General features: G+C 67.6%; 12 protein-coding genes. 5 read left to right on the top strand and 7 right to left on the bottom strand.

The genetic code is table 11. From position 1 onward, the window contains the following. Positions 1 to 11 precede the first annotated feature (11 nt). Genes glpX through A5771_RS05140 form a run of 3 tightly spaced genes read left to right on the top strand, consistent with a single transcriptional unit; the run spans position 12 to position 3,825 of the window. Positions 12 to 1,043 carry a class II fructose-bisphosphatase gene (glpX, locus tag A5771_RS05150; RefSeq protein ID WP_207545391.1) on the top strand — a complete coding sequence of 344 codons (1,032 nt, stop codon included), beginning with the start codon at positions 12 to 14 and terminating at the stop codon, positions 1,041 to 1,043. A gap of 26 nt (positions 1,044 to 1,069) precedes the next feature. Beyond that, complete coding sequence (locus A5771_RS05145; protein ID WP_064854126.1) at positions 1,070 to 2,467, top strand: class II fumarate hydratase; 1,398 nt, start codon at positions 1,070 to 1,072, stop codon at positions 2,465 to 2,467. Positions 2,468 to 2,475: 8 nt separating this feature from the next. Further along, entirely contained in the window at positions 2,476 to 3,825 is a 1,350-nt protein-coding gene (locus A5771_RS05140; protein WP_109401028.1) for an MFS transporter, read from the top strand. On the opposite strand, the gene A5771_RS05135 is transcribed toward A5771_RS05140, so the two are convergent. Both A5771_RS05135 and A5771_RS05130 read right to left on the bottom strand, forming a co-directional pair. Next, positions 3,782 to 4,369, bottom strand: a complete 588-nt coding sequence (locus A5771_RS05135; RefSeq protein WP_064854124.1) for a TetR/AcrR family transcriptional regulator — start codon at positions 4,367 to 4,369, stop codon at positions 3,782 to 3,784. The two genes, A5771_RS05140 and A5771_RS05135, sit on opposite strands and share 44 nt — an antisense overlap. A gap of 13 nt (positions 4,370 to 4,382) precedes the next feature. Beyond that, positions 4,383 to 5,336, bottom strand: a complete 954-nt coding sequence (locus A5771_RS05130) for an oxygenase MpaB family protein (RefSeq protein ID WP_064854123.1) — start codon at positions 5,334 to 5,336, stop codon at positions 4,383 to 4,385. 132 nt (positions 5,337 to 5,468) lie between these two features. Between A5771_RS05130 and A5771_RS05125 the strand changes: the two genes are divergently transcribed. Then, positions 5,469 to 6,146: a PAS and ANTAR domain-containing protein gene (locus A5771_RS05125; protein WP_064854122.1), complete on the top strand. Its 678-nt coding sequence runs from the start codon at positions 5,469 to 5,471 to the stop codon at positions 6,144 to 6,146. Between the two features lie 11 nt (positions 6,147 to 6,157). Here the strand turns inward: A5771_RS05125 and A5771_RS05120 are convergent, their stop codons facing one another. The 5 genes from A5771_RS05120 to A5771_RS05100 form a co-directional block, all read right to left on the bottom strand. Further along, positions 6,158 to 7,003: a polysaccharide deacetylase family protein gene (locus tag A5771_RS05120; RefSeq protein ID WP_064854121.1), complete on the bottom strand. Its 846-nt coding sequence runs from the start codon at positions 7,001 to 7,003 to the stop codon at positions 6,158 to 6,160. A 20-nt stretch (positions 7,004 to 7,023) separates the two neighbouring features. Further along, positions 7,024 to 8,331, bottom strand: a complete 1,308-nt coding sequence (locus tag A5771_RS05115) for a PhoH family protein (protein ID WP_064854188.1) — start codon at positions 8,329 to 8,331, stop codon at positions 7,024 to 7,026. Between the two features lie 196 nt (positions 8,332 to 8,527). Next, entirely contained in the window at positions 8,528 to 9,355 is an 828-nt protein-coding gene (locus A5771_RS05110; RefSeq protein ID WP_064854120.1) for an acyl-ACP desaturase, read from the bottom strand. A gap of 104 nt (positions 9,356 to 9,459) precedes the next feature. Continuing rightward, entirely contained in the window at positions 9,460 to 10,734 is a 1,275-nt protein-coding gene (gene glyA / locus A5771_RS05105; protein ID WP_064854187.1) for a serine hydroxymethyltransferase, read from the bottom strand. A 49-nt stretch (positions 10,735 to 10,783) separates the two neighbouring features. After that, entirely contained in the window at positions 10,784 to 11,989 is a 1,206-nt protein-coding gene (locus A5771_RS05100) for a hypothetical protein (RefSeq protein ID WP_064854119.1), read from the bottom strand. Positions 11,990 to 12,034: 45 nt separating this feature from the next. On the opposite strand from A5771_RS05100, the gene coaA reads away from it, so the two are divergent. Then, entirely contained in the window at positions 12,035 to 12,973 is a 939-nt protein-coding gene (coaA, locus tag A5771_RS05095) for a type I pantothenate kinase (protein WP_064854118.1), read from the top strand. Positions 12,974 to 13,183 lie beyond the last annotated feature (210 nt).

Below are 13,183 nucleotides of genomic sequence, written 5' to 3'. Positions count from 1 at the left end.
AATTAGCAACCATGACCGCACCTCCACGCCGTGAACCCCCAGACCGCAACCTGGCCTTGGAGCTGGTGCGGGTGACCGAGGCCGGCGCCATGGCCGCCGGCCGGTGGGTCGGCCGCGGCGACAAGGAGGGCGGGGACGGCGCGGCCGTCGACGCGATGCGCGAACTGGTGAACTCGGTGTCGATGCGCGGCGTGGTGGTGATCGGCGAGGGCGAGAAGGACCACGCGCCGATGCTCTACAACGGGGAGGAAGTCGGCAACGGCGACGGACCCGACTGCGACTTCGCCGTCGACCCGATCGACGGCACCACCTTGATGAGCAAGGGCATGCCCAACGCCATCTCGGTGCTGGCGGTGGCCGAACGCGGCGCGATGTTCGACCCGTCGGCGGTGTTCTACATGAACAAGATCGCGGTCGGCCCCGAGGCCGCCGACGTCCTGGACATCACCAAGCCGATCGCCGAGAACATCAAGGCGGTCGCCAAGGTCAAGGGCCTGTCGCCGCGCGACATGACGGTGTGCATTCTGGACCGGCCGCGGCACGCGCAGCTCATCCACGACGTGCGGGCCGCCGGCGCGCGCATCCGGCTGATCACCGACGGCGACGTGGCCGGCGCGATCGCGGCGTGCCGGCCCGACTCGGGCACCGACATGCTGGCCGGGATCGGCGGCACCCCGGAGGGCATCATCGCCGCCGCGGCGATCCGCTGCATGGGCGGTGAGATCCAGGCCCAACTGGCGCCCACCGACGACGCCGAGCGGCAGAAGGCCCTGGACGCCGGCTACGACCTGGGCGAGGTGCTGACCACCGAGCATCTGGTCTCCGGCGACAACGTGTTCTTCTGCGCCACCGGGGTCACCGACGGCGACCTGCTCAAGGGGGTGCGCTACTACCCCGGCGGCTGCACCACGCAATCGATCGTGATGCGCTCGAAGTCCGGCACCGTCCGGATGATCGAGGCATATCACCGGCTGTCGAAGCTCAACGAGTATTCGGCGGTCGACTTCACCGGCGACGCACACGCCGCCTACCCCCTGCCCTGACGACGTCAAGCGAGGACGAAAAACCTATGAGCGACACCGAATACCGCATCGAACACGACACCATGGGCGAGGTCCGGGTGCCGGTGAATGCGCTGTGGCGCGCGCAGACCCAGCGGGCGGTGGAGAACTTCCCGATCTCCGGTCGCGGCCTGGAGCGCACCCAGATCCGGGCGCTCGGCCTGCTGAAGGGCGCGTGCGCGCAGGTGAACGCCGATTTGGGCCTGCTGGCGCGCGAGAAAGCCGACGCCATCAAGGCTGCCGCCGCTGAGATCGCCGACGGTAAGCACGACGACCAGTTCCCCATCGATGTGTTCCAGACCGGTTCGGGTACCAGCTCGAACATGAACACCAACGAGGTGATCGCGTCGATCGCTGCCGCCAACGGGGTGACGGTGCACCCCAACGACGACGTGAACATGTCGCAGTCGTCCAACGACACCTTCCCGACCGCCACCCACATCGCGGCCACCGAAGCCGCGGTGCGCCACCTGGTTCCGGCACTGCTGGTGCTGCACGACGCGCTGGACGCCAAGGCGACAGAATGGCGCACCGTGGTGAAGTCGGGCCGCACGCACCTGATGGACGCCGTTCCGGTGACGCTGGGCCAGGAGTTCTCCGGCTACGCCCGCCAGATCGCCGCCGGCATCGAGCGGGTGCAGTCGACGCTGCCCCGCCTGGGCGAGTTGGCGATCGGCGGCACCGCCGTCGGCACCGGACTGAACGCTCCGGAAGGCTTCGGGGCCAAGGTGGTCGAGGTACTGGTCGCCGAGACCGGGATCACCGAGTTGCGTACCGCGGCTAACTCCTTCGAAGCCCAGGCGGCGCGTGACGGTCTGGTCGAGGCGTCCGGGGCGCTGCGCACCATCGCGGTGTCGCTGACCAAGATCGCCAACGACATCCGCTGGATGGGCTCGGGTCCGCTGACCGGGCTGGCCGAGATTCAACTTCCCGACCTGCAGCCAGGCAGCTCGATCATGCCGGGCAAGGTGAATCCCGTTCTGCCCGAGGCGGTCACCCAGGTGGCGGCGCAGGTGATCGGCAACGACGCGGCGATCGCCTGGGGCGGCGGCAACGGCGCCTTCGAGCTCAACGTCTACATCCCGATGATGGCCCGCAACACGCTGGAGTCCTTCAAGCTGCTGACCAACGTCTCGCGGCTGTTCGCCGAGCGCTGCATCGTCGGACTGGTCGCCAATGAGGAGCACCTGCGCGAGCTCGCCGAGTCCAGCCCGTCGATCGTGACACCGCTGAACTCCGCGATCGGCTACGAGGAGGCCGCCGCGGTAGCCAAGCAGGCTCTCAAGGAGCGCAAGACGATTCGCCAGACGGTGATCGACCGCGGCTTGATCGGCGACAAGCTCTCAGAGGCCGAGCTGGACCGCCGCCTCGACGTGCTGGCGATGGCCAAGGTGAAGGACGCCTAAGCAAGCTGATGACCGCCGATCACGCCGCGCCCGCAGCGGCCACGTCGGCGACGGCGAAGGTCACCCGTCGACTGCTCCCCTTCCTGGGGCTGCTGTACTTCGTCAACTACCTCGACCGTGTCAATATCGGGTTCGCCGGGCCCAACGGCATGAACGACGAACTCGGAATGACCGCGACGATGTTCGGTTTCGCCTCGGGGATCTTCTTTTTCGGCTATTTGTTCCTGGAGATTCCCAGCAACATCGCGCTGCATCGGTTCGGCGGCCGGCGCTGGCTGGCCCGGATCATGCTGACCTGGGGAATCGTCAGCACCGCAATCGCTTTCGTGCCCAACGCACCGACGCTTGTGGTGCTGCGGTTCCTGCTGGGAGTGGCCGAGGCCGGATTCTTCCCGGGGATCATCCTCTATCTCACGTTCTGGTTCCCCGCAAAGCAGCGGTCCCGGGCGATCTCGCTGTTCATGGTGGCGGTACCGGTGTCGACGGCGGTCGGCTCCACCTTGTCGTCACTGGTCATCGACTGGGGTCAGGGCATTTTCGGTCTTGCCGGATGGCGTGTCATGTTCTTGGTCGAGGGACTGCCCGCGATCGTGCTCGCGTTCGCGTGCTGGTTCTATCTGACCGACCGGCCGGCGCAGGCACGCTGGCTGTCCGTCGATGAGAGGCAGTGGCTGGAGGAAACCCTGGCGAGTGAGCGGGCCGAGGCCGAGGCCGGTCGGCATTGGCCGCTCAAGAAGGCACTGAGCCATCCCCGGATGCTGGCGCTGGCGTTCGTCTATTTCGGGGTCGTCTACGGGCTCTACGCCGTCGGGTTCTTCCTGCCGACGATCGTCACCGGATTTGCCCAGCAGTACGGAACGCAGCTGAGCATCCTCGGGAGCGGCATCGTGACCGCCATCCCCTGGGCCGTCGCGGCGGCGGTGATGGCGCCCTGGGCACGCCACGCCGACCGGACGGGAGAACGCGTCTGGCATGTGGCGATTCCCGCGATCGTCGGGGGCGTGAGCATCCCGGCGGCGCTGTACATGGCCAACCCGTACCTGGCGATGGTCGCGATCACGTTGTCGACGTGCTCGATCATGTGCGCCATGCCGGTCTTTTGGGCGCTGCCGTCGACGTTCCTCACGGGCACGGCGGCGGCCGGCGGGATCGCCTTGATCAATTCCCTGGGCAACCTGAGCGGCTTCGGCGGGCCCTACGTCACGGGCTGGCTGACGGATCTGACCGGCGATACCCACGCCGCACTGTGGGTGGTCGGGGCATTCTCGCTGGCTTCGGCCGCCGTCGTGATCTTCCTCGGTTCCGCTCCAGCGCCTACCAGACCAGCGGCGCCAGATACTTTTTCGCATACGCGCTGACCGCCTCATCGTCACCCGGGTCGAGCACAGACGTCGACACCTGGGCGATCGAAGCAGCCAGTCGCACATGCAATTCGGCGGCAGCCACCAGGTCCGCTTCGGGCATCTGGGCCCCGGCTGCGCGTAGCGCCTTGGCCATCGCGCTCGACGCGCTTTCCAGAAATGCTTCGGCCTCCTGGTACATCCCGGCCATCATCGGTGCACCGGCGTCAAGCCGGAGCAGCTTTCGCACCACCGGATCGGTGGTGAGTAGCCGCAACCCCGCTCGAAACGCCGCAACAGCCGCGTTTTTCGGCCCGGAGTCCACCGCGACGGTACGCAGCTGAACCATCGCATTGTCGAAGGCCCGGCGCCCGAGCTCGGTGATCAGTGCGTCCCGAGTCGGGAACCGCCGGTACAAGGTACTGCGGCTGACCCCCGCCTGGCGGGCGATGACATCAAGGCTGGCGCGGGCCACCCCGACCAACCCGACTTCTTCGGCGGCCGCTTTGAGGATGGCCGCCTCTTGCTCGGCTGGGCTCGCGGTACTGCGTCGCGATGTCATCGGCACCAGTGTGTCATCCCATCGGACAGCCGCGGGGCGCAAAGGATTCCAGCGCGACAGAGCGGTGCACCTTCACCAACTTCTCGTACTGCAGACGGTTGTAGGCCAGCGGCACCAGTACGACGCGATCGGGCAAGACCCGCCATGCCATCTGCAGCAGCTGGGTGTAGAAGTTGAATTCGACGTCGTGGTGCGGCTGCCAGCGGAACCCGGTCAGCTCCCGAACCGCGGGATGCATGATTCCGAATGAGCAGATCTTGACCACGCGGCCGGCCCCTGCGCTGACGACCGACCACAGTGGACCAGCCGCGGCCCGTACCGGGGCGGGCAGCGCCGACGGCAGCGGCAGCTTGCCCAGGCCGGCAGTGACCCGGTCCAAGAACGGGTTGGCCGCCAGGTCCGTCCGCACCATCTCGTCGTAGTAGGCGGCCGCCACGGCATAGGTGGCGGGAAACTTGCCGGACTTGCCGGGCAGCTCAAAGGCGCTGAACGCCTCGACCAGCTGCTGGTAGGCCGCTTCCCGTTCGGCGTCATTCCATTTGATGCCGGTGACCGGAGTGAACGAATTGAGGGTCACGAACATGCCGCTGACGGCAATCCAGTTCCACAGCCGTGGGTTCAGCGCGCTGTAGCGCACGTCGGCGAAGTCCCCCTTGCCCTGGCCGTGCACATCGCGGTGCAGCCGCTTGAGGCGTTCACCTTCGGCTGCACGGTCCTCGGCGTCTCCCCAGATGGCAAGCAGCGCAGAGAATCCGCTGCGTATGGCACGGTCGGTGAAGTTGCTTTCGAACCGCCCGGTCTTGTCGACCGCGGCGGCCACCGGAACCAAGGCCACCTCGTCAAAGGCGGCGGCGCCGAACAGGCCCGACAGCACGCTGCCGGAGTGCCTGCGGAACTGGGCCATCACCGCGGGCCGAACCCGAGCGGCCCGGGCAATGCTGGTGACGTTGCTGGTCACTGCCGTCATCTGGGGCCTCCTCCGCTCGCCTGACACAAAGAATAGTTTTTTGTGTCAAAGTGTCAATAACCCCGGCGCGTAACGGTTGTGACGGCCACAATTTGTCGCCCCCGTGGGCGGCCGGGAATTATTCTTCGTCTTATGAAGCCGGATACTATTGGCGGAGCGGAAAGGGCCCGCGAACTCGACCAGGCACTCACGGGCGGCCAAGCGCAGACCGTCGGCCGATTTCGGTTCTTCATCGACCAAGAGCGCTGGGAATGGTCACCGGAAGTGCAGCAGATGCACGGCTACGCGCCCGGCGAGATGCCGAACCCCACCACAGCGCAGGTGTTGGCGCACAAGCACCCCGACGATGTCGATCAGGTCCATGGCGCACTGGAGGACTCCCGCCGCACGCGGGCTGCCTTCAGCACCCGTCACCGCATGATTGACACGGCAGGCCGCACCCACCAGATCACCGTGGTCGGCAACCCGATACGTGACGACCAGGGCGCGGTGATCGGCACCGAGGGTTTCTACATCGATGTCAGCCCCTCCGAGGCGGCCTACCAGGACCGCATTTCCGAAGGTGTGGACACCATCGTGGACCGGCGAGCCGTGATCGAGCAGGCCAAAGGCATGCTCGCCGTCGTCTATGGACTCGAAGACACCGCTTCGTTCGAGTTGTTGCGCTGGCTTTCCCAGCGAACGAACATCAAGCTCCAGAAACTGGCTGAGCTACTGGTGGCGCGGTTTCGCGCCCTTAGCGCTCCGGTACTGCCCGAAAGACAGGAGTACGACAACGCGCTGATATCACTCGCGTCCTCAGCCGGGTAGTAGCGTCGCGCTCACGCGCCGTTGTTGGGCCCGCCGGAATTCGCCCCGGCAATGTCGGTGATCGGAAAATTCGGCATCGGCGGCGGCGACGGCGTCGCCGGCAGTCCTGGGATGTCCGCGGGCGGAATGTCATGCAGGTCGTGGACCGGTGGGCCGTTCTCCCGGCTGCCGTACACGCTGCCCGGAGCGCGCGGGCCGAGCAGCTGGCTGACCGTAACCACGTGGTAGCCATTGGCTTTGAGCACCGGCAGGAACTGGTAGACCAGATCCACCGTGGACGAGTAGGTGTCGTGGAACAACACCACCGACCCGGGCTTGATCTGAGTCATCAACATGTAGCGGGTGGCATCGGTATCGGCGTCGTTGATCCAGTCGAACGGGATGACGTCCCAGAGGATTCCGGCTAACCCGAACGTGGCGGCCTGGGCATTCACCGCGTCATCGGTGAGCCCGCCGGGCGGGCGCCACAGCGTCGGGGTGGAACCGGTGGCCGAGTGGATCGCGTCGTTGGCCCGGCTGAACTGGGCGGGCACGTCCACCGACGGGATCGTCGTCATATTCGGGTGTTCCCAGGTGTGGCTGCCGATCTCCATCCCGGCGTCGGCGATCCGCTTGGCCCCCGCCGGATCGGCCGCCACCTTGTTGCCGATCAGGAAGAACGTGGCGCGCGCGCCGGCATCGTTCAAGATCCCCAACAGCCGGTCGGTGTACGGCGACGGCCCGTCGTCGAAGGTCAGCGCCACACACTTGACCACCGCGCAGTCCACCGGGCCGGCGGCAGCGTGGTGGGCCGGGGCGGCACACGCCCCCACCACCGCAAGAGCGATCAGACCGGCAAGCACTCGCAGACACTGCACGCGGGCAGCCTACCGGGGGCTCAGCGCAGGTCGGGGCCGCTGATCTCCTCGAGCATCTCGGTGACCAGCGCGGCGATCGGCGAACGCTCACTGCGCAGCAGCGTGATGTGGGCGAACAGCGGGTGACCCTTGAGCTTTTCGATCACCGCGGCGATACCGTCGTGCCGGCCGACCCGCAGGTTGTCGCGCTGGGCGACGTCGTGGGTGAGCACCACCCGCGAACCGGTGCCCAACCGCGACAGCACCGTCAGCAACACGTTGCGCTCCAGCGACTGGGCCTCGTCGACGATCACGAACGAGTCGTGCAGCGACCGGCCCCGGATGTGGGTCAGCGGCAGCACCTCGAGCATGCCGCGCGAGAGCACTTCCTCGAGCACCGCCGGGCTGGCCAGGCCCTCCAGGGTGTCGAACACGGCCTGGGCCCACGGGCCCATCTTCTCGTTCTCACTGCCCGGCAGATAACCGAGTTCCTGGCCGCCGACGGCGTAGAGCGGCCGGAACACCACCACCTTGCGCTGCGTGCGCCGCTCGAGAACGGCTTCCAGACCGGCGCACAGCGCCAGCGCCGACTTGCCGGTGCCGGCCTTGCCGCCGAGTGAGACGATGCCGATTGATTCGTCGAGCAGCAGGTCCAGCGCCACTCGCTGCTCGGCGGAACGACCGCGCAGCCCGAAGGCCTCCCGGTCACCTCGGACCAGCTGCACCCGCTTGGCCGCGTTGACCCGGCCCAGCGCGTGCGAGCTACCGCCGAGCAGGCGAACCCCGGTGTGGCACGGCAGATCCCGTGCGGAGGCCAGGTCGATCTCGCCCTCGTCGAACAGGGCGTCGATGTCATCGACGGCCGCCTCGACTTCGTCCATCCCGGTCCAGCCGGAGACGATGACATCCTGGGCGTGGTATTCGTCGGCCGCCAGACCCACCGCAGCGGCCTTGACCCGCAACGGAATGTCCTTGCTCACCAACGTGACTCGTCGCCCCTCGGCGGCGAGGTTGGCGGCGCAGGTCAAGATCCGGGAGTCATTGTCCGCGGTGCGAAACCCCGAGGGCAACACCGAAGGGTCGCTGTGGTTGAGCTCGACATGCAGCCGACCGCCTTGGGTACCAACGGGAATCGGCTGATCAAGACGACCGTGCTCCAATCGCATATCGTCGAAGAGGCGCAGCGCCTGGCGGGCGAACCAGCCGAGCTCGTGATGGTGGCGTTTGGCCTCCAGCTCGCTGATCACCACCAGCGGGACGACGACCTCGTGCTCGGCGAACCGGGTGCAAGCCCACGGGTCCGACAGCAGCACGGAGGTGTCGAGCACGTACGTCCGGATTTCAGGCACTGAGCGCTCCAGCGGGTGAGGGCCCGCGCGACCCCGCGCGAGCAATTCGACGGGGTGAAGCGGCCCCAGGACCAGGGCCGGTCCTGTCGAGTTCATGACCGGTGGTGCCGCCTAGACAGCAGAGCGTGTGGCTAGCCATCGCTTGCGACGGTACCCCCGTCGGCGGGCGCCCGCCGGGCAGGCGCGCCGGAGCTGATCAGCTGATGGCGAAGGCCTTCAGATCGGGGTGGGCGGCCAAGCCCCAGGCGCTGATCCGGTCGGAGATCACCCGGCGCAACTGGTCGGGCCCGAAAATGCCGGCTTCGGCGATTCCGGCCTGCCGATCGGCGTAGGCGTCGATGTCGGCGCCGACGATCTTCAGCTCGGCGGCCCGAGCGGCGATGGCGGCCACCGTCTCCTCGGGCACGTAGTCCAGGCAGTGCGCGATCAGGTTGGCGAAGAACTCCTCGTGGCGTTCCTCGTCCCCGGCGATGCGGCTGATCAGACCTTTGAGCACCGGCTCGTCGGTCTTGTCGGCCAGATTGCGGCAGAACTCGGCGCACGCGCGCTCGTAGAAGGCCATGAACACCAGCGTCTCGACCTGGCTGTAATGGTCGGCCCGATAGCCCTTCTGCACGTGCTCCATGCGAACACGCTCGTTTTCGTTCGGGTCGATCTCCCGGGTCACCATCAGGTATTCGCGCAGTGCGATGGCGTGCAGGTGCTCTTCGGCGGTCCACCGGCCGATCCAGCGCGCCCACTTGTCCTCGAGGATGAAGTGCTCGACCAGTTCGCGGTGGTAGCCGGCCAGGCTGTCCTTCTCGATGAGCAGGATCTCGCACGCGTCGGTGATCGCCTTGGGCAAGCTGACCTGCGACGGGTCCCAGTCGGTGCCGCCGAGGAAGGCGAAGTTCTTACCCTGTTCGAACGGCACGAAGTCGTGGGCGTACCACGGGTCGACCGTGTCGATGTGACGGACCATGTTCGCGGCGACCACCGGTTCCAGCTCGCGAATCAGCGCATTAGCAACAGGACGTTGAGCCATGAAAGTAACTGTAACCCGAATTCACACTATCTTGTCAACCCGGGGCGGCGTTTCATCCGCGGGCGACCCGTCCCCCGCAAGCGGGAGGTGCCCCCAGCGCCCGGTCAGGCGAGCTTCCAGTCCTCCAGGCCGTCATAGAGCGGGAAGTCCTGTGTCAGCTTGGCGACCCGGGCCCGCAAGGCCGGCACGTCGGCGGCCGAGCCGGCCGCCAGCGCGGTGGCGATGACATCGGCGACCTCGGTGAACTCGGCGTCGCCGAAGCCGCGGGCTGCCAGCGCCGGAGTGCCCACCCGTAGCCCGGAGGTCACCATCGGCGGCCGCGGGTCATTGGGCACGGCGTTGCGGTTGACCGTGATGCCCACCTCGTGCAGCAGATCCTCGGCCATCTGGCCGTCCAGTGGCGAGTCCCGCAGGTCGACGAGCACCAGATGCACGTCGGTGCCGCCACTGACCACCGACACACCGGCCTTGGCGACGTCGGCGGCCAGCAGGCGTTCGGCGATGATCCTGGCGCCCGAGAGCACCCGCTGCTGCCGCTCGGCGAACTCGGCGGTGCCGGCGATCTTGAGCGCGACGGCCTTGGCGGCGATCACGTGCATCAGCGGGCCGCCCTGCTGACCGGGGAAGACCGCCGAGTTGATCTGCTTGGCGAATTCCTTCTTGCCGACGATCAGACCGGAGCGCGGGCCGCCGAGGGTCTTGTGCACGGTGGTGGACACCACCTGCGCGTGCGGTACTGGCGATGGGTGCAGTCCGGCGGCCACCAGCCCGGCGAAGTGCGCCATGTCCACCCACAGCGTCGCGTCCACCTCGTCGGCGATCGAGCGGAAGGCTTCAAAGTCCAGGATCCGCGGGTAGGCCGACCAGCCGGCGATGATCACCTTCGGCTTGAACTCCAGCGCCTGCGCGCGAACAACGTCCATGTCGACGCGGTGGGTGACCGGGTCGACGCCGTAGAAGGCGTTGTCGTAGAGCTTGCCGGAGAAGTTCAGCCGCATCCCATGGGTCAGGTGCCCGCCGTTGGCCAGGTCCAGGCCTAGCAGCCGCTCACCGGGCTCCATCAGCGCCTGCAGCACCGCGGCGTTCGCCTGGGCGCCCGAGTGCGGCTGCACATTGGCGAACTCAGCGCCGAACAGTTCTTTGGCGCGGTCGCGGGCAATGTTCTCCACCACGTCGACGTGCTCACAGCCGCCGTAGTAGCGCCGGCCGGGCAGGCCCTCGGCGTATTTGTTGGTCAGGACGCTGCCGTGGGCCTGCAGCACCGCACGCGGCACGAAGTTCTCCGACGCGATCATCTCCAGGGTGTCGCGCTGGCGCCCCAACTCCTTACCGAGCAGCTCGGCGATATCGGGGTCGAGCTCGCGCAACGGGGCCGACAACACAGCGGAGGCGGGGCGGGATTTGGGCATCGCAGTCACGCGGGCCAGTCTATAGAGCCAGCTCGGCCCGTAGCGACGACGGGATCAGCGGCTCGTCGAGCAGCCGACCGAACCGCTCGGTGAGGTTCACCCCGTCCGGGGCGGCGTCCAGCCAGGAGCGCAGCAGCCGGTAGCCCTCCACATACGTCGAGGTGTAGGCCCGCCACAGCGGCGACGACAGGAACCGCAGGGTTTGGCGCGCGCGATCGTCGGAGACCAGCAGCCACCGGCGCAGGTAGTCGGCCACCTCGTCGGCGTCGCGGCGCTCGTCGTGCAGCATCAGCGCCGCGTCTTGGCGCACATCGGCCAGCGCCGCCGCGGCGTCGGCGACCGCCTCGGCCCGCTCGCCGTCGAACCGCAGCCCCAGGTCGGCGTAGATCTCCGCGGCCCAGCCGCCCCAACCGGGGCCGACCGCGGCGTAGAGCGCCAGGTCGGCCAGGCCCTCGGCCATCAGACACTGCGGGGTGTTGACCAGAAAAATGGTCTGCTCGGCCTGGCCCAGTTGCGCGACCAGCCCGGCTTCCTTGCGGCAGTGCTCGGTGTGATGGCCCGGGTAGGACTCGTGGGCCACCAGCCGTGGCAGATTCGACATCAGCTGCTTGAGATCGGCGTTGACCGCCACCGTGGAGCGATAGTCGCCGTGGTAGTAGTTGAATCCCGACCAGGGCTTGTCGGTGACGACCTCGTAGGTGATGGTCTCGGCCTCCGGCAGCCGGAAGTGGGCGCGCACCCGGTCGCGCAGCGCCGAGGAGAACGCGTGGATAGCCGCCTCGAGCCGTTCCGGCGGAATCTCCTCGGCCCGGCGGTACGCGGCCATCCGGTCAGCCAAGGGGCCGGTCCCGCCCAAAGCTTCGTCGAGCCGGGCATGCGCCTGCCGATAGCGGTCGGTGTCGCCCTTGGCGATGTCGACATCGAAGTAGTCGCGCACCTCGTCGATGAAGCCGACCTCTTCCCCGGCGAACTTGCGCCCCGCACACGCCAGCGCCCGCAGGTGCACTCGCAGGTAGTCGGCGCGCGCCTCCGGCAGACCACTCGGCAGCGCCGCGAGCAACGTCTCGGCCCGGCGGGCCAGCGCGGCCGGCTCGGGCATCGGCTCATTCTCGACACGTCGTCGCAGCGCCGGATCACCGGTGAAGGCGTCGACATAACCTGACTCGATCCGGTCGAAGCGCAGACCGAGCAGCAGGTATTCACGGGTCAATGCGGCGGGCTCCATACCCGATCAGGCTAACCGCCGGGGGTACTGCAAGACTGTACGGTCATGCGGCGGCTTAGCGAGCCGAGTCCCTATGTGGAGTTCGACCGACGTCAATGGCGGGCGCTGCGTATGTCGACGCCAATGCCGCTCACCGAAGAAGAGGTCGTGGCCCTGCGCGGCCTCGGTGAGCAGGTCGACCTGCTGGAGGTCGAAGAGGTTTATCTGCCGCTCGCGCGTCTGCTGCACCTGCAGGTCGCCGCTCGTCAGCAGCTGTTCGCCGCAACCGCGGAGTTCCTCGGTGAGCATGACCAGAACCCGGACCGGCCGGTGCCGTTCATCATCGGCGTGGCCGGCAGCGTGGCCGTCGGCAAGTCGACGACGGCCCGCGTGCTGCAAGCGCTGCTGGCCCGCTGGGGACACCATCCGCGGGTGGACCTGGTCACCACCGACGGATTCTTGTATCCCAACCACGAGTTGGAACGCCGGCACCTGATGCACCGCAAAGGGTTTCCGGAGAGCTATAACCGTCGTGCGCTGATGCGCTTCGTCACCTCGGTGAAGTCCGGTACCGAGTACGCGTGCGCGCCGGTGTATTCACACCTGAGCTATGACATCGTGCCCGGCGCCAAGCAGGTGGTCCGCCACCCCGACATCCTGATCCTCGAGGGCCTCAACGTCTTACAGACCGGCCCGACGCTGATGATCTCGGACCTGTTCGACTTCTCGCTGTACGTCGACGCCCGGGTGGAAGACATCGAGCACTGGTACGTCTCGCGCTTCCTGGCGATGCGCTCCACCTCGTTCGCCAACCCGGAGTCGCACTTCCACCACTACGCAGCGCTCAACGACCAGCAGGCGGTGACCGCCGCGCGCGACATCTGGCGTTCCATCAACCGGCCCAACCTGGTCGAGAACATCCTGCCCACCCGGCCGCGGGCCACGCTGGTGTTGCGCAAGGACGCCGATCACTCCATCAACCGGCTGCGGCTGCGCAAGCTCTAAAGGGTCGAAGCCACTGGCCAGGGCGACTTTAAGGCACAGTTGCGGTGCCCGGCTGCGGCTGGCCCGGCGGCGGTTCGGCCGGCGGCGGGGGCGGCGGGAAATCAGCCGGTGGCGGGAACTCCGGCGGCGGCGGGAAGGCAGGCGGCGGCGCGAACTCCGGCGGCGGCGGGAAGGCAGGCGGCGGCGGGAAGCCCGGCGGCGGCGGGAACC

Origin of the sequence: Mycolicibacter sinensis, from assembly GCF_001667375.1 — a bacterium.
In the GTDB taxonomy this organism is placed as follows: Bacteria; Actinomycetota; Actinomycetes; order Mycobacteriales; family Mycobacteriaceae; genus Mycobacterium; species Mycobacterium sinense_A.
Note: the sequence above shows the minus strand (reverse complement) of the source record. Positions and strands in the feature narration are given on the sequence as shown.

Bases quoted from the DNA above. Each gene is read 5' to 3' on its own strand.
- glpX (WP_207545391.1), top strand. From the start codon at position 12: ATGACCGCACCTCCACGCCGTGAACCCCCAGACCGCAACCTGGCCTTG.
- A5771_RS05145 (WP_064854126.1), top strand. From the start codon at position 1,070: ATGAGCGACACCGAATACCGCATCGAACACGACACCATGGGCGAGGTC.
- A5771_RS05140 (WP_109401028.1), top strand. From the start codon at position 2,476: ATGACCGCCGATCACGCCGCGCCCGCAGCGGCCACGTCGGCGACGGCG.
- A5771_RS05135 (WP_064854124.1), bottom strand. From the start codon at position 4,369: ATGACATCGCGACGCAGTACCGCGAGCCCAGCCGAGCAAGAGGCGGCC.
- A5771_RS05130 (WP_064854123.1), bottom strand. From the start codon at position 5,336: ATGACGGCAGTGACCAGCAACGTCACCAGCATTGCCCGGGCCGCTCGG.
- A5771_RS05125 (WP_064854122.1), top strand. From the start codon at position 5,469: ATGAAGCCGGATACTATTGGCGGAGCGGAAAGGGCCCGCGAACTCGAC.
- A5771_RS05110 (WP_064854120.1), bottom strand. From the start codon at position 9,355: ATGGCTCAACGTCCTGTTGCTAATGCGCTGATTCGCGAGCTGGAACCG.
- A5771_RS05100 (WP_064854119.1), bottom strand. From the start codon at position 11,989: ATGGAGCCCGCCGCATTGACCCGTGAATACCTGCTGCTCGGTCTGCGC.
- coaA (WP_064854118.1), top strand. From the start codon at position 12,035: ATGCGGCGGCTTAGCGAGCCGAGTCCCTATGTGGAGTTCGACCGACGT.